Annotated in this window: 17 protein-coding genes; 9 read left to right on the top strand and 8 right to left on the bottom strand. The window is 70.5% G+C overall.

The features are described 5' to 3' along the window. Positions 1 to 53: 53 nt before the first annotated feature. A complete protein-coding gene (locus tag ACGFIE_RS26060) occupies positions 54 to 971 on the top strand; it encodes an NADP-dependent oxidoreductase (protein WP_393299235.1) in 918 nt (305 codons plus the stop codon). A 75-nt stretch (positions 972 to 1046) separates the two neighbouring features. Here ACGFIE_RS26060 and ACGFIE_RS26055 read toward each other — a convergent pair whose 3' ends face one another. From ACGFIE_RS26055 to ACGFIE_RS26035, 5 genes are all read right to left on the bottom strand, one after another. Then, on the bottom strand, positions 1047 to 7232 hold the full coding sequence (locus tag ACGFIE_RS26055) for a S8 family serine peptidase (protein WP_393299233.1): 6186 nt from the start codon (positions 7230 to 7232) through the stop codon (positions 1047 to 1049). Positions 7233 to 7246: 14 nt separating this feature from the next. Further along, positions 7247 to 7399, bottom strand: a complete 153-nt coding sequence (locus ACGFIE_RS26050; RefSeq protein WP_393299230.1) for a hypothetical protein — start codon at positions 7397 to 7399, stop codon at positions 7247 to 7249. Between the two features lie 80 nt (positions 7400 to 7479). Further along, on the bottom strand, positions 7480 to 10434 hold the full coding sequence (locus ACGFIE_RS26045) for an ATP-binding protein (protein ID WP_393299227.1): 2955 nt from the start codon (positions 10432 to 10434) through the stop codon (positions 7480 to 7482). 93 nt (positions 10435 to 10527) lie between these two features. Then, the gene (locus tag ACGFIE_RS26040) at positions 10528 to 11445 is read right to left on the bottom strand and encodes an adhesin (RefSeq protein WP_393299225.1); all 918 of its coding nucleotides are present in this window, start codon (positions 11443 to 11445) and stop codon (positions 10528 to 10530) included. 21 nt (positions 11446 to 11466) lie between these two features. Then, positions 11467 to 12693 carry a hypothetical protein gene (locus ACGFIE_RS26035; RefSeq protein WP_393299222.1) on the bottom strand — a complete coding sequence of 409 codons (1227 nt, stop codon included), beginning with the start codon at positions 12691 to 12693 and terminating at the stop codon, positions 11467 to 11469. Positions 12694 to 12847: 154 nt separating this feature from the next. Between ACGFIE_RS26035 and ACGFIE_RS26030 the strand changes: the two genes are divergently transcribed. From ACGFIE_RS26030 to ACGFIE_RS26010, 5 genes are all read left to right on the top strand, one after another. Next, the gene (locus ACGFIE_RS26030) at positions 12848 to 15607 is read left to right on the top strand and encodes an ATP-binding protein (protein WP_393299219.1); all 2760 of its coding nucleotides are present in this window, start codon (positions 12848 to 12850) and stop codon (positions 15605 to 15607) included. Further along, entirely contained in the window at positions 15604 to 17004 is a 1401-nt protein-coding gene (locus ACGFIE_RS26025) for a hypothetical protein (protein WP_393299216.1), read from the top strand. Before ACGFIE_RS26030 ends, ACGFIE_RS26025 begins: the two co-directional genes overlap by 4 nt. A 9-nt stretch (positions 17005 to 17013) precedes the next feature. After that, positions 17014 to 17340 (top strand): hypothetical protein, encoded by a 327-nt coding sequence (locus ACGFIE_RS26020; protein WP_393299213.1) that lies wholly within the window; start codon positions 17014 to 17016, stop codon positions 17338 to 17340. Between the two features lie 176 nt (positions 17341 to 17516). After that, a complete protein-coding gene (locus ACGFIE_RS26015; protein ID WP_393299210.1) occupies positions 17517 to 18752 on the top strand; it encodes a hypothetical protein in 1236 nt (411 codons plus the stop codon). Positions 18753 to 18851: 99 nt separating this feature from the next. Then, entirely contained in the window at positions 18852 to 19850 is a 999-nt protein-coding gene (locus ACGFIE_RS26010; RefSeq protein WP_393299207.1) for a hypothetical protein, read from the top strand. Between the two features lie 130 nt (positions 19851 to 19980). On the opposite strand, the gene ACGFIE_RS26005 is transcribed toward ACGFIE_RS26010, so the two are convergent. After that, a complete protein-coding gene (locus ACGFIE_RS26005) occupies positions 19981 to 20379 on the bottom strand; it encodes a hypothetical protein (RefSeq protein WP_393299204.1) in 399 nt (132 codons plus the stop codon). An 11-nt stretch (positions 20380 to 20390) separates the two neighbouring features. Continuing rightward, positions 20391 to 20819 (bottom strand): hypothetical protein, encoded by a 429-nt coding sequence (locus ACGFIE_RS26000; RefSeq protein ID WP_393299201.1) that lies wholly within the window; start codon positions 20817 to 20819, stop codon positions 20391 to 20393. Positions 20820 to 20900: 81 nt separating this feature from the next. Between ACGFIE_RS26000 and ACGFIE_RS25995 the strand changes: the two genes are divergently transcribed. From ACGFIE_RS25995 to ACGFIE_RS25985, 3 genes are all read left to right on the top strand, one after another. Continuing rightward, positions 20901 to 21518 (top strand): TetR/AcrR family transcriptional regulator, encoded by a 618-nt coding sequence (locus ACGFIE_RS25995; protein ID WP_393299198.1) that lies wholly within the window; start codon positions 20901 to 20903, stop codon positions 21516 to 21518. Between the two features lie 213 nt (positions 21519 to 21731). Then, positions 21732 to 22517 (top strand): hypothetical protein, encoded by a 786-nt coding sequence (locus tag ACGFIE_RS25990; RefSeq protein ID WP_393299196.1) that lies wholly within the window; start codon positions 21732 to 21734, stop codon positions 22515 to 22517. A gap of 266 nt (positions 22518 to 22783) precedes the next feature. Further along, positions 22784 to 25969 (top strand): penicillin acylase family protein, encoded by a 3186-nt coding sequence (locus tag ACGFIE_RS25985; protein ID WP_393299193.1) that lies wholly within the window; start codon positions 22784 to 22786, stop codon positions 25967 to 25969. A gap of 78 nt (positions 25970 to 26047) precedes the next feature. On the opposite strand, the gene ACGFIE_RS25980 is transcribed toward ACGFIE_RS25985, so the two are convergent. Then, positions 26048 to 26977, bottom strand: a complete 930-nt coding sequence (locus ACGFIE_RS25980) for a hypothetical protein (protein ID WP_393299190.1) — start codon at positions 26975 to 26977, stop codon at positions 26048 to 26050. Between the last annotated feature and the right edge of the window lie 2 nt (positions 26978 to 26979).

Below are 26979 nucleotides of genomic sequence, written 5' to 3'. Positions count from 1 at the left end.
GAAATGTGCTCCTCGGGCCGGTGCAGACGAGGGCTGGATACAGGAGGTATCTGATGAAGGCGATCGTGGTGACGGACCAGGCTGCCGGAACGGCCGGAATGACGCTTGTGAAGCGGCCTGAGCCGGAACCGGCTCTCAACGACGTCATCGTCCAGATTCACGCGTCAGGTTTCGTCCCGACCGAGATGGCGTGGCCCTCGACCTGGACCGATCGCCTCGGCCGTGACCGGACGCCGTCGATCCCCGGGCACGAACTGGCGGGAGTGGTCACGGCTCTCGGGTATGGCACGACGGGACTGTCGGTGGGTCAGCGGGTGTTCGGCCTCACGGACTGGACCCGCGACGGCACCCTTGCGGAGTATGTGGCCGTCGAGGCGCGCAACCTCGCGCCGCTGCCCGGCGACGTCGACTTCACGGTGGGCGCGAGCCTGCCGATCTCTGGCCTGACCGCCTGGCAGGGACTGTTCGAGCACGGCCGCCTCCGGACGGGGCAGAGCGTCCTCGTGCACGGCGCTGCCGGTGCGGTCGGTTCGATGGTGACGCAGCTCGCACGTGAGTTCGGCGCCTACGTCATCGGCACCGGACGCGCTGCCGACCGTTTGAAGGCGCTCGACTTCGGCGTGCAGGAGTTCGTCGACCTCGAGAACGACGCCCTCGAAGCCGTCGGTGGAGTCGATCTGGTTTTCGACGTCATCGGTGGCGACATCGGGAAGCGGTCGGCAGGCCTGATTCGAGCCGGAGGAATCCTGGTGTCCGTCGTCGGGCCGTCCGAGGCGCGGCCCGCGGACGGCCTGGCGATCGATTTCGTCGTGACACCTGATCGCGCCCAACTGGGGGAGATCGTCGGGCGGGTACGGGATGGGCGACTGCGGACGAACATCGGCAACGTCGCGGACCTCGACGACGCCGTCGCCGCTCTCAACCCCACTGAACGGATCACCGGAAAGACGATCATCCGCACTCGCTCGTGAGGACTCGTGGTCAGAGCCTCCCCGGAGCTTCTTCCCGGGGAGGCTCTGACCACTGCTGGTGAATCGTCGGTCAGCTCAGAGGCGTGGGTCCTGCTGAACCTTGAGGGCGTTGAGGATCGGGTCGCCCTCGCCCTTGTCGCGGCGAAGCTCGATCGTCAGATCGCCGCCGGCGTGCTCGACGGTGACGGTGTTCGTGTCCGCGGTCAACGCGCCCACGGTCGCCTGCACGTCGTGGTCGTAGAGCACGACCTTGCCGTCGGCGAGCACATCGAAGGCACGCTTGCCGGCCTTGACCTTCTCGATCTCCGCGAAGTCGAGGCCGATCCGGTACGTGCCGGCGGGGGCGTTCTTGAACACGTAGGTGAACGTCTGACCGGTCCGCTGGGTGCGGAACAGCGCGTCGTCCTCGGTGCCGGCGATGTCGGCCCTGGTGGTGTTCGCCTTCCCGCCGACGTGGCCCCACTGCCGCGAGCCGAGCGCCTGGTCGGGCGCCCAGAAGAAGCCGTCGGAATCGACGTACCCCGACCCGCCCGCGTCGACGCCCTTCCAGTAGGCGGACGTCGCCAGGCGGACCGGCTTGAGCTGGGCCTCGCCCTTGCCGGCGTTCGATGCCACGAGCACGTCCCCGACGAGCACGCCGGGCTTGCTGCCGGCGTTGTCCGCCGTCACCGTGACCGTGGTGGACGTGCCGGCCGCCAGCGTGACCGTGCCTGTCGCGGCCGCGCCAGCGAGGGTCAGCCACGGCAGGTCGGCGGCCTCGTGTCCGCCGTCGCTGGTGCGTGCCTGCTCGCTGATCCGCACGTCGAGCGGGGCGGAGCCGGTGTTGGTGACCGTCATGTCGGCAGTCGCCTTCTGGTTCTTGTCCAGGAGCCAGTCGAGATCAGCTCCGGTGACGGTGGCGATGCCCGTGGTCAGCGCCGTGTCGACCACCTCGGCCTGGTCCTTCTTCGTGATGGTCACGGGGTGGCTGGCGGTGACGTAGTTCGGCGCCTCGACCTGCACGGTGTTCTCGCCGACCAGCGCCTGGGTCTTCCAGCGGCCCTTTTCGTCGACAGTGATGACCCGTTCGCCGTTCGGCCCCTTGAGCGTGACGACCGCGTCCGCGATCGGCTTGCCGTCGTTCTTGTCGGTGACCGTGCCCTCGATCGTGCCGGCGGACGGAAGGGTGTACTCCAGGCCCAGACCGGCCTTCAGCGCGGGCTGGTCGAAGGAGAACTGGCCGGCGGGGTTGCGGGTCAGGCTCTCCACCCCGACAGTCGCCGAGGAGCCCTTGGTGAGGGGGTTGTCGCCGCCGACGCCGTCGGCGTACCCGATCTGGATCCGTCCGTCCGCGATCAGGGTGACCGAGAAGCTCACGCGGGCGGTCGAGTCACCGTAGAAGGCCACGTTGCGCCACTCGATGACCTGCGCCGCCAGCCCGTCCACGGTCGTCGTGCCGTAGTAGATGCCCGCCTCGTCGTCGACGATGAGGTCGTCCCAGAGCGGATAGATCGCGTCGATCGGGTACGGCGACGGCAGTGCCGTGTTGCTCCCCGACGTGCTGACGCGGTCGAAGGCCAGCGTGCCGTTCGTCGTCACGCACACGCCGTCCCAGGCCGTGTCGTAGAACGGGAACACGAAGCTGGAGTCGAACCACAGCACGCCGCAGAGGTCGTCGCCGTGCCACCCAGACTCCTCGGTGCCCTGGCGGTAGAGCCCGTCGGTCACCTTCATCGTGTACGAGCGGCCGGCGGGCGCCACCGGTACGGGACCCGGAGCCGGCTGCTCGGGCTCGGGGTCCGGCTCCACCGCGTCCGCGCGCGGGTCGCGCGTCACCCGCAGCGCGGCGATGCTCGGGGCCTTCAATCCCTTCGAGCCCCGCAACTCCACGGTCAGCGGACCACCCTCGTGCTGCACGACAGCCCTACGCCAGTCGGCGGCGTTCGGCCCCACGGCCGCGGCCGTGTCGTACGCGTAGTCGGTCAGCGCCCCGTCCACGACGACGTCGAACACGCGCTTCCCCTTGGCCACCTTGTCGATCTCGGCGAACCCGAGGTCGATCGCGTAGGTGCCCTTGGGCGCGTCGGGGAACCTGTAGAACAGTTGCTTGTCCGCCGTGGTGCGCTGCGACTGGAACAGCCCGTCGTCAGTCGTGCCGGCGATCCCGGCGTTCGTGGCGGCGACCTTGGTCTTCCCCTCGTAGCCCCACGCCTTCTTGCCGGCGGGCTGGTCGGCCGACCAGGTATAGCCGGAGCCGTCGGTGAGCTTCGCACCACCGGCGTTGACGCCCACCTGGTAGTTCGTGGTCGTGAGCGTCACCGGGACGTAGGTCTTGGACTGGCGTCCGGAGTCGGACCGCAGCACGATGTTCGCGCCGAGGACTCCGGGCTTGGCGTCCTTCGACGAGATCGAGACCTTGACCGTCGTCGACTGACCCGGGGCGAGGGTGCCGCCGGTCGAGGAGAGCGACAGCCACGGCAGGTCGGTGAGCAGGTCGTCCTCGACGTCGACGAGCACGACGTCGTCGGCGACCTGGTCCGCCGCCCACAGCGCACCTGTCGAGTCGGTCTCGAGGCCACCGCCCTGGCCCGCCTTCTGCCCTGGGAACCACCACGCGTTCACAAGCGAGCAGTCGTCGGGGTCGACCTGGAGCAGGCGGGTGGGCCGGTTCGAGGTGAGGTCGGTGTACCAGATGGTGTCGGACGCCTGGTTGTAGGCAAGGCCCATAACCTCGGGCAGCGGCGGGGTGCAGAAGGACAGCAGCGCGCCCGGCTTGTCGTGCGACGTACCGGCGACGGTGCCGATCATGCCGTTCGCCCGGCCGCCGACGTAGAACACGTCCTGGGCCGGGTTGTAGGCGAGCCCGGTCAGCTGGAGCGTGGACCAGTCACCCTTGATCTGCCTCGTCTCCTTCCCGGTGTCGGTGTTGAAACAGTGGATGTAGCTGGCCGGGCTGTCCTCCATCTGGCACATGTCACCGGTCTTGGTGTCCAGCGCCATGTCGAACGCCCGGTACGAGGGGTTCCACGACGCGTCGAAGACCTTCGAGGTCTTCTTGCCCGTCACCGTGTAGGCGGTGTTGGTCCGCGCGTTGTAGTCGTGGACCCAGACGTCGCCGTCGTACCCGATGCCGGACGGCTCCTTCTCCGCGATCGTGCCGGGGATGGCGATCCGGGTGATGACGTCACCGCCGGAGGTCGTACCGACCCTGGCGGCCGCCTGCGCCTCCGCGGCGCTCGCCGTCGCGGCCTTGCCGTCGACGTTCGACGGCTTCATACCGCTCGCGCCGGCCTTCCAGGCGGCGAGGTCGATCGTGCTGGCCGCGCCCTTCCCGGTGCGCTCGGTGGCGCCGGCGCCGTCGAGCTCGGGGTGCCGCGCGGCCTCGCCCAGGTCGTACGTGAGGGGGGCGGAACCGTTGTTGGTGAGCGTCAGCGAGCCCACGCCGCTCTGGTCGGTGCCCAGCAGCGCGTCGAGGCCGTCGGCCTTCAGGCCGGCGACGCCAGTGGTCAGCCGCGCGTCGATCGTGGCCTTGGCGTAGAGCTTCTTGAGCGAGAAGGGGTACGCCGCGATCGTGTAGTTCGGCGCGTCGACGGTCATCGTGTAGTCGCCGACCGGAAGCTGGCGATGCACGACGCCGGTACCGTTGGTCGTGACGGTCTCGACCAGGCCGTTCTTGTTGCTGAAGGAGACCTTGGCGCCGGCCACCGGCTGCCCGTCGTTCTTGTCGACGACTGTCGTGTCGAGGTACCCGAAATCAGGCATGTCGTAGGTGACGACCATCCCGTCGCGCAGCACCGGGGCCTTGTCGGAGAACCGGATGCCGTCGACGCCGGCCCAGCCCTGGATGCCGGTGACGGCGTGCGCGCCGGCGGTCACCGGGTCGTCGGACCCGACGCCGTCGCCGTAGCCGAAGATCACCGTGCCGGAGCGGGTGAGCGTGGCCGAGAAGCTGACCGGCTGGGTGTACTCGGTCCGGTCCGGATAGGCCCAGAGCTTGGCGTTGCGGTACTCGACGACGAATGCGTCCTCACCGTCGACCTTGGTGGTTGCCGTGAAGACGCCTCCACCGGGCGCGAACTCGACGGGGGTCTCGACGTAGAACGGGAAGATGCCCGCACCGCCGTAGCCGGGGCCGGTGGCGCCGTCCGGGGCGATAACGCCGCGCAGGCCGATGCCGAGGCTGTCGTGGCTGCCGTTGTAGAGCGCGATCGGGAACGGCAGCTGCACCGTGGCCCACACGCCACTGCTGAACGTGACCGGGTCGGTGCCGCGCAGGTACTCGCCGTCGGAGACGGCACAGCTGTAGCCACCCTTGTCGACGACGAGCCCGACCGGGATCTCGGCCGACGGGTTCTGCGCGCCGACGGTCAGCGCGACGGTCGTGGGCGAGAAGCAGGCGTTGGGCTCGACGGTCAACTTGTACGCGCCCTCGGGGACGGCGGTGATCGTGAACGCGCCGTTGGCGTCCGTGCGTACGGGCTTCAGCGGCGTGTCCGTGACGGAGACGTCCGCGTTCGGGACGGGCTGCTTCTTGTCGTCGACGACCCTGCCGCTGATGTCGTGCTTAACGGCGGCAGTGAGCGGCAGCGTGACGGCGGTGTCCTGGCCGAGGGTGATCGTGACCTTGGCGGTCGCGGTCAGGTAGCCGAAGACCTTGGTGCTGAGCTGGTAGTCGCCGGCCGGGAGGTTCGTCGTGAACCGGCCGTCCTTGTCGGTGCCGATCGACCGGCTGAACGGCCCGCTGATCGTCACGTCGGCCGCAGGGACCGGAGCGCCGTCGGCGGTGACGACACCGGTGAGGGTGCCGCCCTTGCGCGGCGCGAGCTTCAGCAGGCGGACGAGGTCGAGCCGGCCCTCGCCGTACTTGTTGTTGATCTCGGCGGTGCCGCCGCACTCGGTGTCGTCGACATCGACGGCCGACTCGCCGAGCAGGCGTCGGGTCTCCTCGACCTGCCCGATCAGGGTCGGGTCGTAGCTCCAGAGCGCGGCGACGGCGCCGGCGACGTGCGGTGCCGCCATCGACGTACCGGACATCTCGACGTAGCTGTTGTTCGGATAGGACGAGCGGACGAGGTCACCCGGGGCGGAGATCTCGGGCTTGATCCGGCCGCCCTCGCCCTCGCCCTTGCGGGAGAACGGCGCGAGTGTGCCGTCCGACGAGTAGGCGCCGACCGAGTAGGCGCTCGTGGCGGAGCCGGGCGAGGAGACGGTGTCGCAGTCCGCGTACGGGGTGGTGTTGCCCGACGACCAGACGCTGAACATGCCGGCCGCGCTCCATGCCTCGTCGATGGCCTGGAAGAAGTCGTCGAAGTTGTGTTCGACCGTCTGGCCCCACGAGTTGTTGATGACGTGGGGGCGCTTGGACGGGTCGGGGTTGTTGCCCTGGAGGTCGGTCGGGGCGAGCAGCCACCAGCCGGACCGCAGCAGCGACTCGACGCCGGTGCTGTCGCAGCAGCCGTTCGTCGCGATCCACTGCGCGTCCGGCGCCACGCCGACGTGGTTGGTGCCGTCGTCACCGACCATGGTGCCCATGGTGTGCGTGCCGTGTCCGTTGTCGTCGCACGGTGTTCCCGCGCACGTGCCCCGGGTGGCCATCCAGTTGTAGTTGTGGTCGACGGTGCCGTCCGGCTTCGTGCCCCGGTACTGGTGCATCAGGGCGGGGTGGTCGAACTGGACACCGGAGTCGAGGTTGGACACGGTGATGCCCGCGCCGGTGGCCCCCATGGCCCACGCCTCGGGGGCGTGGATGGCGTCCAGACCCCACGTGGTGGTGCCCGCCTCGGCCGCCTTCTTTCCGGCGGCGGGTCGGGCAGCCTGGTCGGTGGGGATCTTCTCGTCAACGGGCTCGACAAGCGCGACCTGCGGCGTCGCGTGGATCTCGGCGACCTGCACCTTCGAGGCCACGTTGAGGGCGAGCTTCTCGGTGCCACCCTTGACGAGCACGGCGTTCGCGATCGGGTAGGAGGTGTACGTGACGCCGGCCCGGTCGAGGTCGGTCGAGACGGACGCCAGGGACTTCTTCGCGGCCGTGTTCAGCGCGTCGTAGACGAACTGACCACGAGCGGTCCAGTCGGCGACCTTCTTCGCCGGCGCGAGGTCGGCTCCCGTCTCGAACGTGATCCAGAAGTCGGACTGTGGTTGCGCGCGGAAGCGGTCCTTCAAATTCGAGGCGATCTTGCTGGCGGGGCCTGGGTCAGGCTCCGCGGCGGACGCCGGTGGTGCCTGGATCATGCTCAGGCCGACCGCTACGGCAAGTGTTGCCGCGAGGGGTTTGAGTCTCATGGGGGTCCTTCCGCCTACAGGGGTTGGTAGGGGTCGTGGCTCTCGCGGGCGTCGGCGTCGTGGGCGTCGGAGGCGTCGCGGGCGCTGTCACCCGGCTCGGGGGACAGCACGAGAGGCGGCTGGTGCTCGGCGGCGGAGTCGTCGTGCGCGACAGGTCGCTCAGGCATGCATCGCCCAATGGCTATGGATCATGGACTCATGCTCGGCGGGACGAGTGACCTTCGCTATCCAGCGGATACGTCAATATTCACGAAGCGTCGTCGCGGGGGGCCTCTTCGGCGAACACGCCGGCCTCCACCGCCTTGACCGCGAGCGCGGTCCGGGAGCTCACCTTCAACTTGCGCATCGCCGCACGCAGTTGCTGATCCACAGTGGCCGGCGACTTGGCCAGGATCCGGCTGATCTCCCGGTTCGTCTTACCGGCGACGACCAGTTGGACGACGTCGAGCTCGCGCGGCGAGAGCTGGTCGCCGTACCCGCGTCGGCCACCGCGCCACAGCCGCGGGACCTCGGCGCCGTGTTCGCGAAGCCGCTGCGCCACACGGTCCGCGTCGCCGCGGGCGCCGAGCCGGAACAGCTGCTCGTACTGTGCCGCCAGCAGCTCGCGGCCCTGGTCGAGCCGGCCGTGCGCGATGAGCGCCTCGGCGTGACGCTCGCGGGCGAGCATGGCGTCGTAGGGGCGCGGCAACGCGCTCCAGGCGCGCGCCGCCCGATCCCACGCCGTCGCCGCGCGGGCGTGGTCTCCGGCCGCGACGAGCAGCAGGGCACGGCACACGGCGAGCGCCGCGCGAGGCGCGGGCGCCGTACGGCCGCGCAGTCCCCTGGCGAACTGGTCGCCCAGGCGTGTCGCGGCCTTCCGGTCGCCCGCGGCGAGGTGCGCCCCGATCCGGGCGGGGACGAGGTCCGTCGCCCAGATCCAGATGCCCTTTCTCCGGACCGTGTCCATCGGCTCGTCAGTGATCTGCAGCGCACGGCCGCTGTTGCCGTCCGTCAGCCACAGTCTGGCCAGCGCGGCGGCGGCCTCCATCGTGTCGTCGGCCGCGCCGAGACGGGCAGACTCCTCAAGGACCAGCCGGAACTGCTCCTCCGCTGCGCGCCGCCGTCCGGCCGCGGCTGCCAGCCGGGCAGCGAGGCGAATGCTGCCGAGGTAGTGCGCCGGCCGGTCGCGGTCGGCATCGGCGAGTGCCGCGCTCCGCTCCGCGAGCCCCTCCCATCGACCGGTGAGCCACGCCAGGTTGGCCTGTTCGAGTCGAACGTTGTGCTGCAATCGGGACGCCTGTTCGGCCTCGGCGAGGCGCTCGGCCACCCCGAGGTGCTCCTCGGCGTCGGCGTACCGGCCCCAGATCAGCGCGCCGGTCCCGACATTCGCGTGGATGCGGGCCACGTCGAGACGCTCCGCCGCGGTCGTGCCGTCGACGGGAAGATCGGCGACGACATCCCAGGCCTCCTCCTCGCCGAGCATGAGCAACGCCGCGGCTCGGTTGCCGGCCAGGTTCAGCCGCTCCGCGGGAGAGTCGAACGCGGCGGCGAGCTCGGCGGCGCGATCCAGCCAGCGCCGATGCGTCGACGCCGGCCACGGGCCCGCATAGGCCCAGCCGAGGTAGGTCATTGCCCGAGCGGCCTCGACCGGATCATGATCGAGGTTGGCCACCGCCTGCTCCAGCTCGCTGAGTGCGGCCTGCGCCTCACCCCCGGTGATCAGAAGCCGGCCCAGGGGATTGCGGATCTCCGCCTGTTGGCGGGCGGAGAGACCGGGGGTCTCCAACACCGAGCGCAGGGTACGGATCACGCGGTGGTAGACCGCGTCGACCGGTTCGCGACGGCCCAGTGCGGCGACTCCGGCGACGCGCGCGACCCGTGCCCGATCCACCGGCGGCAGCACGGCCCACGACATCAGATCGACAAGCAGGTCGACCGCCTTGGTGTGGTCACCCGAGGCCATGGCCAACTCGGCGCCCTGCTCGGCGTACCGCGCCCAGGACTGCGTCTCGCCGGCCTCGCGGAAGTGGTGGGCAAGGCGTGCCACGGGGGGCGGATGAATGTCCTCCAGGGCCCGGCCGGCCAGCAGGTGGAAGTGTCTGCGGTCGGTCATCGGGATCGCTTCGTAGACAGCCGTGGCGGCCAGCACATGCCGGAATCGCCACCGGCCACGCTCGTCCGCGTCCAGGACACCGGCGCCGGCCGCCTCCGCGACGGCGGTTCGGCAGGCAGTCGGTGACAGACCGGCCGTCATGGCGATCGTGGCCAGCGACGACCGCTCCACCAACGTGGCCGCGGCACGCAACACCTGCTGCGCCGTCGGCGACAGACGACCCACCCGCTCCCGGGTGGAGTCGCGCACCGTCGGCGGCACCTGTAGCTCGCGTAGCTTCAGCCGGACCCACTGGCCGCCCCGGAAGACGAGGTCGGCGCGGTCGCACATGAGGCGAACCGACTCCTCCACGGCCAGCGGAACGCCGCCGGTCCGCTCGTGCATGAACGTCGTGAACTCCGGTGATATCGGGTTGCCGTCCAACATCGAGGACACCAGCTCCGCCGTGTGGTCGGGTCGCATGGGCGCCAGGGCGATCCTCAGCTGGGTCACGCCGGCGGGCAACCGGGACGTCAGCCGCAGCAGCAGCGATCCGTCGTGCACCTCCTCCGGCCGATAGGAGATGACGAGGCTCGGCCCGTCCGTCTGCTGTCGGGAGGTGACGAACAGCAGGAACTCCAGGGTCACCTCGTCGGCCCAGTGCGCGTCCTCGAGCACGAGAACGTCCACACGCAGCGCCCGCAGCAGCTCGTCCAGGGCGCGGAACAGGCGATGCCGTGCCGCCTTCGCATCGTCCAGGGGCGGCAGGGCGGGCGGCAGGTCCGCGGACCATTCCGGGAACAGGGGCCGCAACGCGCCCGCGAGTTCGGTGAGCCGCAGTCGTGACACCGGTCGATCGATCGCACGGAACGCGTCGACGATCGGCCCCAGCGTCAGCGACTCGCGAAGCGGAGGACACACCGAGACCAGGGCGCTGCGCCGCTCCGGCGCGGCCAGCCACTCGCGCAGCAGTCGGCTCTTCCCGATCCCCGCCTCGCCCTCCACCAGCACGATCGCCGGTGGCCGGGCCAGGGCGCCCCGAAGCGCCGCCATCTCCCGATCACGACCCACGAAATGCGGCGTGGAAACGGTCGGTGCAGTCCCGTCGTCCTCGGGGGAGGGGTCGAGCATGCGTGATGATCTCTCTTTTCGCTGCTCGGGCACAAGTACCACCAACGCGGCCACCCCGATCGGGATGGCCGCGCTCGGTCCAGCACGCACCGCTCAGGTGGGTGGCCGGGGCGCCGGCGCCTGGGCGGCCGGTGGCGGGGTGTACGACGGCGTCGGGGCGACGCCCGGCGCCGGCCCGTAGCCCTGCCCGGCAAAGCCCGCGCGCAAGTCCTGCACGGGGATTTCCTGGCCGAACGTGGCGGCCAGCGGCACCACGGCGCCCTGCATGGCGACCTCGGCGCCCTCGCGGACGGCGGCGTGCACCGCCTCGCGCATCGCCCGGACCCACTCCGTGCGCAGCATCTGGTTGATCGAACCGGTGCGACCCAGCATGCCGCCGATCAGGTCCTTGACGAAGTGGCCGATCAGGGCCCCGCCGCGGCGGCTGCGCCACATCATCCAGCCCAGATAGAGGCTGCTTCCGTAGGGGAAGACCGAGACGTAGATGCTGTAGTTGCGATGCTGGATCAGCAGACGGTTGTTGACCGTCTCGGGGGCCAGCAGGTCGCTGCGGATGCGTACGGCGTTGGCGTGCAGCGGGAAGCCGCGATGGCGCAGTGTGCCGTAGATCGCCGCATAGGCCGAGTCGGCCGCCTGATACCGGTCCTCCATCAGGGTCTTCCACTCGGCGATCGGCTCGTCGACCTTGGAGGCGAGCAGTACCACCCAGAAAACCGCGAAGGACAGGATCGAGGCGAGATAGAACAGGCCACTCGCCGCGGAGTCGCCGCTGAGTGACGACGACTCAGAGCCGATCGCGACCATGATGCCGAGGAAGGCGAAGAGCACCCAGACGGCGAACGCGCTCACGGCCGCACCGATCCAGAGCCGGAAGATGACCATCGCCGGGACCGACTCGTCGAGGGGGAGTTCGACCCCGCCGTACCGGAGCCCCTGCATACGGTAGGCGACGTCACCGCTGTTGGGGCCGGCAGTCGCCCACTGCCGCGGCGGCTCACCGGGCATGCTCATAGATCCTCCACTCGTGTGAGTTCAGTTCAGGGTGACCCGGATGTCGGATCCGGACGCCTGCGCGGTGCCGCGGATTCGGATGGCCGTGTCGCCGCTCTTGGTCTGCTGTGCGCCTGAGAAGTCGCTGTAGGTCGCAGTCCAGTGCACGCTGCCGCTACCGTCGTCGGAGATCGACACCTGGTCGTCGTTGCCGAGTAGACCGATCGTCGCGGTGTCCACCGAGATCGCCGGGTACCTCGTTACCGACCACCGCACCGACACGTTCCAGGCGTAGATGTCCGCGCGGAATGGGCACCCGCTGGGGGAGGCCGCCGTGCTGGCCGCGCACTTGTCGATCGCCGACTTCACCGACGAATCGATCCGCTCCTGCACACCGGGCGCCAGCTGCGGCGTGCCGAAGTCGAGCACGGCCGTGTACTTCAGCCTGGTGCCGGCCGGGGGCGCGGTCACGCTCGCACCGGCGAACAGTGCGCTGGCGGCGGCCTCCGCCTTGAACGCACCCGGGAAGGCGACCACCTCGTCCTGCGTGTCGTCGCTCAGTGCGACGCCGTTGACCGTGACCGCTCGCGAGAGGGTGTTCCTCAGTTCGACTTGGACGAACGGGCCGTGCAGAAGGTAACCGTCGCCGTCCGCGGCCTCGGTGACCAGGATCGTCTGCTCGACAGTGGTGCCGCCGGCGTGATAGGTGACGTCGACGGTGCTGGTGCCCTCGTCGTACCGCCCGATTGCCTCCTTGGCGTCGCCGACCTTGACATCGCGGGGGCGGGCGTCGCGATCGGCCAGTCCAGCGGCGGTGAGCAGCGGGTACCTCGAGGGGTCGATCTCGGCTGCGCGGTACACCAGCTTCAGGGCGCCGGCCGCGTCACCGTCACCGAGCGCGTCGAAGTACGCCTCGACCGTCGACCGTGGGGTTTCCGCGATCAGTTTCGACACCACGGCGATCCCGGTCGCCAGGAGGACCAGGGCGCCGACCGCGGCGACCGCGATCAGCACGGGCTTACGGCCGAATCCCCGTTGCGGAGCCTCGCCACCGAGCGTGAGTGTCTGCCACGCAGGCGACACTGTGGACGTGACGGGAGCGACGGTCCGCTCGGGCGAATCCGAAGTGGACACCGCCCGCGCGGGCGCGGCACCGACCAGTTCGGGAAGCACCGGCATGCCGCAGTAGTGGCAGGAGCCCTGCGCGGCCGTGACACTGCCGCCGCACTGGAAGCACACGCTGGTGGCTGCCGCCTCGGCTGAGTCCATCAACGATCGTCCCCCCGTGACGGGCATTCGAAGTGACCGGAACGGTACACCAGATACGGACCGGTCACAGACCGTCGTTGCCGCCGGATCGCGAGGTGTGGTTGCATCGTCGCGTCATGTGCGACGTCAACGTTTTCTATGACGGGGGACGCTGATGACTGCCGTGCTTGTCACCGCAGAGCCAACCGGCGTCTGGGCGTGGACCGGCGTACGGATCGAGGCTGCGGCCGATCTGTCCGAGCTGCGCGAGTACGCCGAGTTGAAGGAGCAGGAACGGGTCGCCAAGGCGGTGTCCGAACAGGTCACGTTCCTGGCCGCGCAGCTCGGCGAGCACAGCGGGGCTCCGCTCGAGTTGCGCTGGTGGTGGCGGCCGGAGAAGGGTGCGCTCGAGGCGTATCTGCTGACCCGGGTCACGGGCGTCACCGAAGCGTCGGCCCGCGCCGCCGCCGAGACCGCGGCGCGCCGCCTGATGGCCGCGCCGCGCCACGTCTTCACGGCGCCGCTGACCGAGACTGGTCTGCGCGCCGCGCTGCTGCCGTTCCCCCCGCATCCGGCGGGCGCGGTCGAGGTGCGCAAACGCGTGCTGGTGGAGAGGCCACAGCGACCGGACGCCGGGGTGCTCTACTACTTCGCGGTGCAGCCGTTCACCGGCACGTCCCGGTCCTGGGAGCCGTTGCTGCGGGCGATCACCAGCCTGCCGCACCAGGTGGTGGTCACCGTCGGGCTCGACCCGATGCCGGTGCCCGGATCCCTGAACCAGGCGATCGCGCTCTCCGCCTCGCACTACAAGCGGCTGGCGGTCGACGGCGAGTTTCACCACGGTGGCCTGTACGGCGGTCGGGTCAAACTCACCCCGGACGCGTTCGCCGTCGACGCCGAAAAGATCTACGCCGATGCGGGCCGCCGCTACCAGGGGTCGGCGTTCCGTATCCGGGTGGCGGTCTGCGCGCCGCAGCCGCTGGGCGACGACCTGCCGTCGGTGATCGGCGCGACCGTCTCGCGCAGCGAGCGCGCCGAGTCGGAGACCTATCTGACCAGCAGGGCGACCGGGGCGACCTACGCCCTGGAACGCCCGGCCGGCCCGCAGTTGGAGATCTTCGCCCGCAATCTCGGGTCACTGTCGTTCGTCGACTGGGGCGGCCACCCGGTGTGGCGCAGCGCCACCCCGCCCACCGCCGCGCTGTACCCGCTGACCTGGATCGTCGACGCCGAGGAGGCCACCGCGGCGTTCCGGCTCCCGATCGCCCCGCACGGCACGCTTCCCCGCTTCCCGGTTCGCACGCGCACGCCGGCCGTGGTCGCCGACTACACCCCGGCGGGGCCGTACGTGATCCTCGGCGGGCAGCCGGCCGCCGGCTCGCTCGGCGTCGAACTGGCCGACCTGAACCGGCACGCCCTGTTCCTCGGCACCACCGGCTCGGGCAAGACCAACTCGACACTGTCGTTCGTGCGGCAACTGTGGGCGGAGCACCGCATTCCGTTCACCGTGCTGGAACCGGTCAACGCCGAGCGCGACGACTACCGCTGGCTGGCCACCCTGCCCGGCTTCGAGGATCTGCTGGTGTTCACGGTCGGGGACGAGCACACCGCGCCGCTGCGGCTCAACCCGTTCGAGGTGCCGCTCGGGGTCCGCATCGCCACCCACACAGGCAACCTGCGGGCCTGCTTCGACGCCGCGTTCGGGCTCTGGGATCCCCTTCCGGCGATCTACTCGCGGGCGCTTCGGGAGACGTACCAGCAAGCCGGTTTCGATCTTGCGGAGGTCGCCGAGGAGTCCGACACGTGGCCGACCCTGTCCGACTTCGTCGCGGCGATCACCGCGGTCACCGAAGGCCTCGACTACTCCGGTGAGGTGCGCTCCAACATCCTGGCGGCATCCCGCCTGCGCGCCGAATCATTGGCCGAGGGGGCCTGCGGACCGACCCTCTCCGCGGCCCGATCATTTCCGGTCGCCGAACTGCTCAGTCGGCCCGTGGTGATCGAAATGGCCGCGATCGGTGACGACACCAAGGAGCAGGCGCTTGTCATGGCACTGCTACTGAACGCGATGACCGAGCACTACAAGGCGCACCGGGAAGGGTCCCGGCTGGCTCACGTCACGGTCATCGAGGAGGCGCACCGACTGCTTGGCCGACCCGTGCCCGGCGGCGACGCCCGGCAGGGCGACGCGCAGGCCAGGGCGGCGGAGACGTTCGCCAACACTCTCGCGGAGAACCGGAAGTACGGCGAGGGCCTGGTGATCGTCGAGCAGTCGCCGTCGAAACTGATCCCGGACGCGTACAAGAACACCAACCTCAAGGTGATGCACCAGCTGTTGTCGGCCGAGGACCGCGAGTTGATCGGCGACACCATGCGGTTCTCCGACGACCAGCGGGCGTACGCGGGAGCCCTGCCGAAGATGTCCGCCTTCGCCTTCCACTCCCGCCTCGATCGGCCCGCGTTGATAGCGGTCGACGACGTGCGAGCCCGCGACGCCGCCGAGCGCGAGCTTCCCGAGGCGCCGCTGGCCGACAATGACGAGCTGACCCGGCGGCACCGCGTCTGGCTGGCCACCAACCCCGCCGCCGCGGCAGCGATGGCACCGCAGGCATCCTGCGGCATCTGCCCGGTGCGCTGTTCCTTGGCGTACGCCGCGGAGCGCGCGGCCGCGGACCACGTGACCGCGTTCCGGGAGCGCATGAAGACGTGGCCGTCCGCTCCGGCCGACCGGCCGGCGTGGTGGGACGACACCGGCGAGCTGCTGGAGTCGTGGGGCGACAAGAGCCGTCCCCACCGCGCGGCGCCCGGAGATCAGCACTGGAGCATCGCCGTGTTCGTGGCTCTGCTCGGCAAGGCGTACAGCGGAGACACCGGCCGCTGGCGAGGCCTCTACCGGGACCACCTGATGCGCGCGGGACAGGGCGGCGCACGATGACCGACTACCGGGAGGCCCCTCCAGATCCGGAAGCGAACCACGGAAGCGAGAGCGACGATCGCCCGCCGGCCCCCGACCCCGAGTCCCCGCCGCCGGGTTCCTTGCCGTCGGAGTCCCCGCCGCCGGAGTCCTCGCCGCCAGAAGGGGCCGAGCCCGGGGGCGGGGAGCAGCTGACAGCGCCTGACCCGGAGGCCGGGCAGGAGACTCCGGCCGCGACTTCCGGCGAGCAGCCGCTCGCCCCGGACCCCGACCACGCCGAGCCGACGGACCAGACCCCGCAGAACACCACGCCTGCGCTGGAGAACGACGGTCAGAGCCCGCCCCCGGACGCGACTTCTCACACGACGGAGGACACCGGCCCTCCCCACGACGAGCAGGGTCCGCCGGCCGAGGACCCGACGGCTCGGGAGTCCGTGCCCGCCCCGGACCTCGACGACAACGTGGACGAGGTGAGGAATCCACCCGAGGACACCACCGGTACGGAGAGCCAGCAACGGCCGGTCCCCGACCCGTTCGCGTCGGACCACCCGCGTCCGGACCCCGAGCCGGGGGAGACCCCGGCTCCCGACAACGACGCACTGCCCCCAGCCCCGGACCCGGACGAGGCAGCCGCCGAGCAGCAGGCCGACGCCGAGCACCAGACCGCCGCCGAGCACCAGGACGAGGTCGACGCGGAGCAGGATCGGGGCGAGGAAGCGGGCTGGGACGAGGTCCGTGACCTGTTCCCCGCCGACGACTCCGGCCGGCAGTTGACGCCGGAGGACTGCGTGTTCCTGGGCATCACGCCCGACCAGGTCCGGGACTGGTCGGACCGGAGCGCCCCGCTCGGCATGACCCCGGAGCAGTACACCGATTTCCGCTCGTCCCTCAGCGACGCGCTCCGGGCCGATGGCATCGACCCGGCCGGCGTCGACGCCCGGCTGCAGGGCTCGTCGGCCCACTTCTTCTCCGGCAAGCACAAGGACTTTCCCGCACGGGACGACCTTGCCGGCAATCCAGAAGCCCAGGCGAGGTACGACGAATGGATCGGCCAGGGAACGCCGCCGCAGCGCCGCCCCTTCGATTCGATGAACAGGCTGGGCGTGGAGGGCGAGGACCCCAGCGATTACGACGTCCAGCTCTCCTCGGACCAGATGGTCGAGCGGGCCGAGGCGCTCCGGCAGGAGCAGTTTCCAAATCTTGATCTCTTCCATCCGAAATACGACTTCGTCGGGAAGCGCCTGATGGACGACGCATTTCCGAACCTGAGCGCCTGGCGCCGCGGCCAGGAGGCGAACACCGGCCGGGAGGTCGCGCCGGCGGTGTTCCCCGGAAGCGGTCCGCCGGACAGGACACTGACCTCAAGGAACGGGATGTCTGCGCACTTCCGGGATGATGACTGGAAGATCCAGCTCTGAGGAGACACGATGGCCTTTTCGCATGTGGTGACCTACGAGATGTCGGGCCCGCTCGACCGGGCGCCCATGGAGTCGTTACGGACGAGTCTCGCCCTCACCCCGGAGGGCCGGTTCACCGATGATCAGGATGCGATCTTCGGGAGGCGGACGGTCCCGGTCCAGGGTGGCCACATTCGGATCCGCCTCATCCGGGACGACGTCCGCGATGGATGGACCGTGGACCTGAGTGTCGACGGCGACACCCAAGCTGCGGCGCTCCTCCCGATCGAGGCAGAGATCGTCGCAGCGGCAGCGGCGGCCGGCCTGACCGTGGAAAGCGTCTTTCGCCGCAGCTGAGCACCGACGGAACCGGCGGGGCACCCGACTCCTCCGGCGGGCGGGTATCGTGGCCGGGCCGGCCGCGGGACTTCGGTGCGACTTCCGGAACCCGCCTCTGAAGCGATGCTTCGCAGTTCGTGCCCCCAATCCCCGGCCGGCCCCGTCGTCACCGTCCGAGAGGTTGGATCGCCGTCATGTCGCGGGCGGACCGGGTCGCGTGCGAGGACGTGGTCATGTTCGTCAACGCCGCGATCGCCTCGACGGCCCAGCGCGAGTTCCGCTCCGACGCCGCCGCGCAGCGCCTGTCGTTGGGGTTTCTGCACGAGTACGTGCTGGGCAACTACCGCGACCTGTACGCCGCGACCCTGGCCCTGGACGTCAACGACCGCAACGCCGCCCTGGTGGTGACGAACCTGCTGCGCACCGCCCGGGAGGCCAGCGCCGCGCAGCGCACGGTGGAGGGACGCCTGATCGCGGCGCGACTGCGGTCGCTGCCGCCACAGCGGGTGTACGGCGTACTCCGCGAGCTGCGCCGGTTGCGGATCAACAACAGGCGTACCCGCGCCGTCGTCCGTGACTGGGTGGCGGCGCGACCCGATCCGGCGTTCGACGCGATCAAGTACCGCCGATCGTTGTCGGTGGCCGCCCGGCACAACCACCTGCCGCTTCCGGGTGAGGTCGGGACGGTGCTGTTCGACTGGCGCCGTCCGAAGCGCTACGAGACACCGATGCTGGAGGCGTGGCGACGCGCCCACTACGAGCAGCGGGCCCTGTACGAGCTGCCGTACACCGTCGCCGAGGGGGAGTTGGCGGCCGGGACCCGCCGCCCGCCTGCCGTGCGTCGCCCGGCCGCGGAGCGGGTGAGCCCGGCGGTACGCCAACTCGTCGCGACGCTCGGTGACGTACCCGTGGTGGTGCTCGGTCGCCGCGCCGACGTGCTGGCCTGGAACACCGCCGGTCATGCCCTGTTCGCCGGTCACCTGAATCCGGAGATCCCCCAGCGGTCGAACCCGCACCCGAACATGGCGCGGCTGGTGTTCCTGGACGCGCACACCCGTGACCTGTACGCGGACTGGCCCACCAAGGCCCGCGCGGTGGTGGCGACGCTGCGGATGGCCTCCGGGCAGCACCCGGACGACCCGCTGATGGCCGCGCTGGTCGGTGAGTTGACGGTGCGCAGCCCGGAGTTCGCGACCATGTGGGCCGACCATCGGGTGAAGGTCGGCGGCGACACCGTCTACCAGATGCGTCACCCGCTGGTCGGCGCCATGGACGTGACGCAGCAGACCCTGCGTACCGACGACGATCAGACAGTTGTCATCGCCACCACCGAACCCGGCTCGGCATCGCACGCCGCGATGACGTTGCTCGTGCACGGCGCCGTCACCACCCGTGCCGGCGCTGCGCAGCCGCTCGCCAGGCGCGAATAGCGCCGTTCCCATCGGCTCGACCCGAGGTGCTCCGAAAGGAGCGCCGGACCCGTCGCGCCCTTTTCCAGCCCAGCACCATCAGCCTCAGTGAGGACAGAAATGCGCAACAGAACGATGACCCTCGCAATCGCCGTCGCCGCAGCGGGAATCGGCGTCGTGACGGTCGTACCGTCCAGCGCCGCGCCGGCCGCCACCGCGGGGGCCCGTACCGTCGGGTCGGCCCGAGCGTCCGCCGCGCCCTCGCGGATCGCGAACCACTTCGACCTGTCGAAGGGACAGATGCCGGAGAACGTCGCGGTCGGTCCGGACGGCACCGCCTACGTCACCTTCGCGGCGGCTCGACAGGTCGCCGCGGTCACCCCGTCCGGCGGTACGCGGATCCTGGCGACCCTGCCGGCCCCCGCCGATGGCGGCGTTAACACCCCGGTGCTCGCGTTCGCGCTGACCACGGGCATCGTCCGGATGACCGACGGCACCCTCTACTTCCTGTACGCGAGCGGTGATGCCGCCTCCACCGGTCTGTACCGGCTACGCCCCGGCGGGGCCCCGAACCGCATCGCGGCTCTGCCGGCCGACGGGCTGCCCAACGGCCTGGCGTTCGACGCGGAAACGGGGAGGTTCTACCTCACCGACTCGGTGCTCGGCACGATCTCCACCGTCCCCCTGGACGGCGGCCGTGTCGAGGTCTGGTCCTCGGCGCCCGAGCTCGCCGCGGCGGGCTTCCTCGGTGCCAACGGCATCAAGGTACGCGCCGGCGCGATCTGGGCGACAAACCTCGACCGGGGCACGCTGCTGCGCATTGCGGTGCGGCACGGCCGGCCCGGGCCCGTCCGGGTGGCGGCGACCGGCCTGGTCGGCATCGACGACTTCGCCTTCGTCGGTGCCGGCGACCGACAGGTCGTCGCCACACTGAACGGCCCGAACACCGTGGTCAGCATCGACGCCGAAGGCCGTTCCCGGACGCTGCTGACCGCCGCCGACGGGTTGCAGAACCCGACCTCGGTGGCCGTGCGGGGCCGCACCGTCTACGTGCTCAGTGCCGCGTACACGACAGGCGTCGACCCGAACCTGGCACTGGCCACCCTGCCGGGCCGCTGATCCGTTGAGCGTCGCCGTCAAGCAGTGGGGCCCGTTCCCTCGGTACTGAATACTCGGATCGCCCGCCACCGTCGGAGGACGGTGGCGGGCGATCCGACGCCTCCGCTTACGCGGGGCAGAGGCGGCTCGGTCACCGCGCGGCCCGGAGGTCGGGCCTTTCGCTCGATGACCCGTCGGGCGTGCGCGGGCGCCGACGACCGAGGTGGAAGGCCGTGCCCGCGGCCAGCGCGGCCACGACGATCAGCGCGGCGAAGACCGGGTGCATGTCCTTGGACAGGCTCGGGGCGCGGTCGGGCCCGACGGCCCAGAGGATCAGCGGTGTGGCGTACGCGCTGGCGAGAGCGACGGTCCAGCGGCGTAGGCCGCGCAGGTGGGCGTGCCGCAGGCTCACGGTCAGCGCAAGGACGACCGGGACGATGGCCAGCATGGCGAACTGGCCGATGACGAGGACCGGAACGGCCCAGATGGAGATGACGGCAGTCCGGTCGGCGCGGTTTCGCCGGGTGTGGGGAGACGCGGGGGAGGGCATGGTCGTCCTCGTCAGCGGGTGGGGTCGGTGATCGCGGGACGCCATGCCAACCAGCCGCGACACAGCACGTAGGCGGCCGCGACGACGGCGACGAGACCGAAGTCGACGACGGCCGACAGGCGTGCCTCGGGGACGTCTCCGATCAGCGCCCCGAACACGACGAGGGCGGCCTTGCCGACGAGCACGATCTCCCAGACGCCGGCCGCCTGACGGGGCCGCACCGCGAGCAGGGCGAAGAGCGCGGCGAAGATGCCGAAGCTGGAGACTCGCCAGCCTTCGATGAACAGACGGTCGTCGCTGGCGTTGATGGTCAGCAGGATGCCGTTGACGAACGCGACGACGGTGGCCAGGGCGGCGAGGGCTGCCAGCCCGCGGCCGGCGAGGTCTCTGCGGCGGGCGGGGGCAGCGGGGTCGACTCGGGTAGCGGTCGCGGCGGTCATGAGAGCTCCATTCTTGGGGAACGGCTGTGAACTTACAACCGTTAACTTACGCGTTCGCCTAACGTCTGTAAAGTCAGAGGGGTGACCACACCGAGAATGCGGGCCCGCAACAAGCGCGGCGAAGGCGCCCAGCTGCGCGACGAGATCGTCGACGCCGCGATGAGGCTGCTGGAGGACGGCACGCCGCAGAACGTGACCCTGCGGGGGATCGCCCGGCAGGCCGGCATCTCCGCGCCGTCGATCTATCCGCACTTCCCGGACCTGGACTCGATCCTGCTCGCGGTCGCGCAACGCGCGTTCGGCATCCTGGAGCAGGAGCTGGGCGCGCCGGATGACGCGGATCCGGTCGAGCGCCTGCGCGCGATCTGCGCGGCCTACCTGACCTTCGCCGAACGCCGGCCGCAGCAGTACCGGCTGATGTTCGGCGCCGTCTGGGATGCCGGGCAGGCGCTTGAGCGGGCCCCGGGCATGGCTGACGAGCTCTCCGTTCTCGGCATGGGAGCGTTCGAGATCTTCCGGCGTACGCTCGCCGACTGCGTCGCGGCGGGCCGGTCCGCCAGCGCGGACCCCTTCCGCGATGCGTCGGCGCTCTGGGTGGCGTTGCACGGATTCGCCCAGCTCCAGGTGGCGGCGCCGCTGTTCCCGTGGCCACCGGAGCTGCGCGACTCCGTCATCGACCGGATGGCGCTGCTGCGCTGACGGTGCGGTTGGCCGCGACCCCGCAGAGAGCGTGCCTCGACAACACCATGCGTCGCGGCTGATGGTCGGTACCCACCAACTCCCCGACCCGGGGCACGGCGCGGTTCCGCCCTCGGCGGGCTGCGCTCCACGACGGCACCCTGGCAGGATGCGCCCGTGCGTCCCCGGCTTCTCCTCCTGTCCGCTGCGGCTGCGTGCGCCGTCTTCCATGTCATGGGTGTCCTGACGGCCCGTCCGATCTGGCGTTACGCCGAGGTGGCGAGCCTCGGTCTGCTCCTTGCCTACGCTCTGGTCAGCCGACCGCCGCGCTCCCGATGGGCGCTGGGGGCAGCCCTCGCGGTGCTGCTGGTGGACGCGTTCCGGGCGATGCCTGTCCCTCGGGACAGCGCCGGTTACGGCTGGCAGGTGCTCGTGCCCGGCTCCGCTCCCGAGGCACCGTCCGCGTTGGAGTCTGCACTGTCCCTCTGTTGGCCCGCGTTGACCGCGGCACTGGTGCTGCTCGTCGCGTGGCGCCGCGGTGGCTGGCGCCGACGATGGGTGGCGCCGGGTGTCGCGGGGGCAGCGCTGATCATCGGGTACGCGGCCGTCCGTATCGTTGGTATCCGGAGTGCCGCAGACGCGGAAGCTCCGCGAGGGAACGACACCGGTATGGCCGACCTGATAATGGCGGTCCTGCCGCCCCTGGTTCTCGGGGTCACCGCGCTGGCGCTCGCCTCGGCGCTCGGTGGCCACGGTCGACGGATCGCCGCGATCGGCGCGGCGTTGCTGGCCCTCACGGGGCTGCCGCTGATGGACACCTGCATCGCCACGGTCCCGATGCCGCTGTACGCGAGCAGCGAGAACGCCGTGTTCGCCTGGTACGCCATCACGCCCACGCTGTCCATGCCGCAACCGATGCCGGCGCTCACGGCGATGGTTGAACTGACCGGGTACCTGCTGCTCGTCGTGGGCCTCAGCACATCGTCGGTGCCGACGGCCGCGTCACCGGCAGCGGCCTGAGCGGGTCGGTTCCGACCGGGCCACCCTCAGCGGCTGTCTCCGTGTCCGGATCCCCACGCGTCCCGTCCGGAAGGCGGCGAAACGTCGGCATTGGCGCGTGGTGAACGACGGCTATCCGCGACGGCGATCCTGCATCGATCATTGCCGGGAGATAGACGTGAGTCAGTCTCACCTCCTAGTGGAACGTCCGGGCGCGGAGGGCGAGAGATCGGCACCGGCAGCCGGGCGTACCGAACGGCCCGACTCCGCGTCCCCGGAGGATCGCCATGCCCCGTCCCGCTTCCCGTAACCGGCTCGCGGCGTTCACCGCCGCTGCCCTGACCGCGAGCGTCCTGACGGTGACCCCGCCGTCACCGGCGCTGGCCGCCAGCACGTTCGCCGCCAACGACTACTGCCTCGGCCAGTGCGCCGACATCCTGCCCCCCGGGCAGAACGGCAACGCCACGCTTGTCGCCATCCTGGCGCACCAGGCGCTCGGCACCCGCCCGGCGCACTCCAGCGACCAACTCGACGAGTACGCGAACCTGGTCTACAACTACGCCGGGCTTACCGACGAGCAGATCGGCCACTTCTACAACGACGCCTCGTTCGGCGTGCCCGCCGCGCAGGTCGAGAGCACTGTGTCGCCGCGCGCGGACGTCACAATCGTGCGGGACAAGGCCACCGGCGTCCCGCACGTCACAGGTACCACCCGCGCGGGCACGATGTTCGGGGCCGGCTACGCCGGGGCCCAGGACCGGCTGTGGGTGATGGACCTGCTGCGGCACGTCGGCCGGGGCAACGTCACCTCGTTCGCCGGCGGCGCGCCGGGCAACCGGGAGCTGGAGCAGAGCGTCTGGGCCAACTCGCCCTACACCGAGGCGGACCTGCAGGCCCAGGTGGACGCGCTGCGCACCAAGGGCGCCCGGGGCCAGCAGCTCTACACCGACGTGGTCGACTACATCGCCGGCATCAACGCCTACATCGACAAGTCGATCGCCGACGACAACTACCCGGGTGAGTACGTGCTCGCCGGCGCCGGCAAGCCGAAGCACTTCACCATGACCGACCTGATCGCCACCGCCGGGGTGATCGGCGGGCTATTCGGTGGAGGCGGCGGCAGCGAGATCCAGTCCGCGCTGGTCCGGGTGGCCGCCCGAGCCAAGTACGGCGCCGCCGAGGGTGACCGGGTCTGGACGGCGTTCCGGTCGCAGAACGACCCGGAGACCGTACTCACCCTGCACGACGGGCAGAGCTTCCCGTACGGGGCGACACCGCCGGGCGCGACAAGCGCGGTGCTCCCCGATGCCGGCTCGGTGGTCGCCGAGCCTCTCGCGTACGACGCCAGCGGTGGGGCAGCCGCGCGCACCGGCACCAGCACCGCCACCCAGGGGCTGCTGGGCGGCCTGTCCAACCTGCGCGCGCACGGCATGTCCAACGCGGTAGTGGTCTCCGGGCGGCACACCACCACCGGCAACCCGATCGCCGTCTTCGGGCCGCAGACCGGCTACTTCGCGCCGCAACTCCTGATGCTCCAGGAGTTGCAGGGGCCGGGGATCAGCGCGCGCGGCGCCGCGTTCGCCGGTCTGAACCTCTACGTGCTGCTCGGCCGCGGCCAGGACTACGCGTGGAGCGCGACCTCCGCCTCCCAGGACCTCACCGACACGTACGCGGTGCCGCTGTGCACCACCGACGGCAGCGCCCCGACGCTGCGTACCAACCGCTACCTCTACCACGGGCAGTGCCTCGCCATGGAGGCGCTGGAGCAGCGCAACTCCTGGTCGCCGACGCTCGCCGACTCCACCCCGGCCGGCTCGTACACGCTGCGCGCGTTGCGCACGAAGTACGGGCTGGTCGCGTACCGGGGGTTGGTGAACGGGCAGCCGACCGCGTTCACCAAGCTGCGCTCGACCTACCGGCACGAGGCCGACTCGGCGATGGGCTTCCAGGCCTTCAACGACCCGTCGGCGATGGGCAGCGCGGCGGCGTTCCAGGCGTCAGCGGCCAGCGTCGGGTACGCGTTCAACTGGTTCTACGTCAACTCGACCGAGGCGGCGTACTTCAACTCCGGCTCGAACCCGGTCCGGTCGGCCACCGCCGACCCGAACCTGCCCACCAAGGCCGAGCCGGCGTACGAGTGGGCCGGCTGGAACCCGGACACCAACGACGCCACCTACGCTCCGGCGTCGGCGCATCCGCAGTCGGTCAACCAGGACTACTACGTCAGCTGGAACAACAAGCAGGCGCGGGACTTCGGGGCCGCGGACGGCAACTTCAGTTTCGGCTCCGTACACCGTGCTCAGTTGCTCGACGGCCCGGTGCGCGCCGCGATCGCCCAGCGCAAGCTCGGCCGCGCTGACGTCGTGAAGATCATGGCGGACGCGGCGGTGACCGACCTGCGTGGCCAGCAGGTCCTCGGCGACCTGCTGCGGGTGCTGGACAGCGCGCCGGTCACCGACCCGGCGTTGGCCGACGCGATCGGCAAGCTGCGGGCCTGGCAGCAGGCCGGCACCCGCCGGGTGGAGACGTCGCCCGGCTCCAAGGTCTACCAGCACGCCGATGCCATCCGGATCTTCGACGCCTGGTGGCCCCTGCTGGCCTCGGCGGAGTTCCGCCCCGGCCTCGGGCCCGACCTGTACGCCGCGCTCGTCGATGCCATCGAGGTGAACGAGGCGCCGTCGGGCGGCCAGAACGGCGGGCGCGACGGCGCCGTGAGCTGGGCGTCGCAGGGGCAGGCGCACAAGGGTTCGTCGTTCCAGCACGGCTGGTGGGGCTACGTCGACAAGGACCTGCGCACCGTGCTCGGTGACCCGGTGGCCGGTGGGCTGGGCCGCGCGTACTGCGGCGACGGCAACCTCGGCGCGTGCCGGCAGGCGTTGCTCGACGGGCTCGGCCAGGCGGCCGCGGTGCCGGCCACCACCGTGTACCCGGGGGACAAGTCCTGCTCCGCCGGCGACCAGTGGTGCGCCGACTCGATCGCCCAGTCCGGCCTCGGCGGCATCACGCAGCCGCTGATCGCCTGGCAGAACCGCCCCACCTACCAGCAGGTCGTCTCGTTCCCGGCGCACCGGGGCGACGATGTCACCAACCTGGCACAGGGGCGCCCGGCCACCGCGTCGAGCACCCAGTTCCTGACCAGCTACACGCCGGACAAGGCGGTCGACGGCAGCCTCGGCAGCCGGTGGGCCAGCAGCTACAACGACAACCAGTGGCTCCGGGTCGACCTCGGCGCGGCCCGCACCGTCAGCCGGGCGGTGTTGCGCTGGGAGTCCGCGTACGGCACCTCGTACCGGATCGAGGTATCCGGCGACGGCAGCTCGTGGACGCCGGTGTTTGCCACCACCACCGGCAACGGCGGCGTCGACAACGCCACCTTCGCGCCGGTCACCGCCCGCTACGTGCGGGTGTACGGAGTCAAGCGGGCCACCTCGTACGGATTCTCGCTCTACGAATTCGAGCTGTACGGACGGTGACCTCGGTCGGAGGGGGCGGCGGCACACACCCGCCGCCCTCTCCGAGGCCCGGGCCCGCGGTGCTCGTTCCCGCTCCCGTCAGGGGTGCCGGCCGGAAGTGCGGAGATCCTTCGCGTGTTGATGGAGCTCGTCGACCGTGGCGAGGCTCAGCTCCAGCTCGGTGAGCCACCCCCGCACCAGCGCCTTGTCCGACGCGTGGTGCAGACAGTGTCGCAAGCTCTCCTCCAGCGTCCGAAGCTTCGCCGCATAAAAAGCGACGTAGTCCTCCATGCCCGTCCGAGCGGGATAGATGGCCGCATTGAAGATCACGCCCACATCCTTGCCACCTCCCGGCGACAGCTCAGAGACACGATCGGCGATCATTGTCAGCCGTTCCTTGATCACCTCGGAGCCTTCCCAGCAGGGCGGACCGAGCGCCAGGACCCGCACGGGTTCAAACGAGCGTCGGGCACTTCCTCTCCTGTTCCTTACCCCGTCCAGGGTGAGGGTGACCGTGTAGAAGTCACTGCCTCGTCTCGCCTCGCTCGCCACAAGGGGTACGAGGAAGCGGTCGTTGCCGTTCGCGGGGATCTCCTGCCTGATCGGACTGGAGTAGCGCCCCTTCTGCAGCGGAAAGTCGACCGCATACGAGGCACTGGGCCCCAGTCGCCGCTCCATCACCTGCTCACCACCGGTGACCGTTCCGCCGGGAAACCTGACTACGAGAGGCGGATCGATCGTGGGAACGCGGAGGGTGCCTTGCACGTCGAGGTGAATGCGTCGCAGCAGCCCCGGCCGATCGCCGTCGTTACGCACGAGGACGTCCAGAACTGGCCGGTCCGGCTCGATGGTTCCCACGAGGTGCGTGTCAGTGTGCGGCTCTGCCTGGATCACCTCGGCATCAGACACCAACACGTCGACGAGGCTGATCACCTCGGCCCTGCGTCGTTGCGCTCTGAGCGTCGCCCACGCCGCGACGGCGGCGGCGGCGATTGTCGACACGCCTGCCACAACGACTTCGTCAACCACGA

Source organism: Micromonospora sp. NPDC049275, from assembly GCF_043197115.1.
Lineage (GTDB): Bacteria > Actinomycetota > Actinomycetes > Mycobacteriales > Micromonosporaceae > Micromonospora.
Note: the sequence above shows the minus strand (reverse complement) of the source record. Positions and strands in the feature narration are given on the sequence as shown.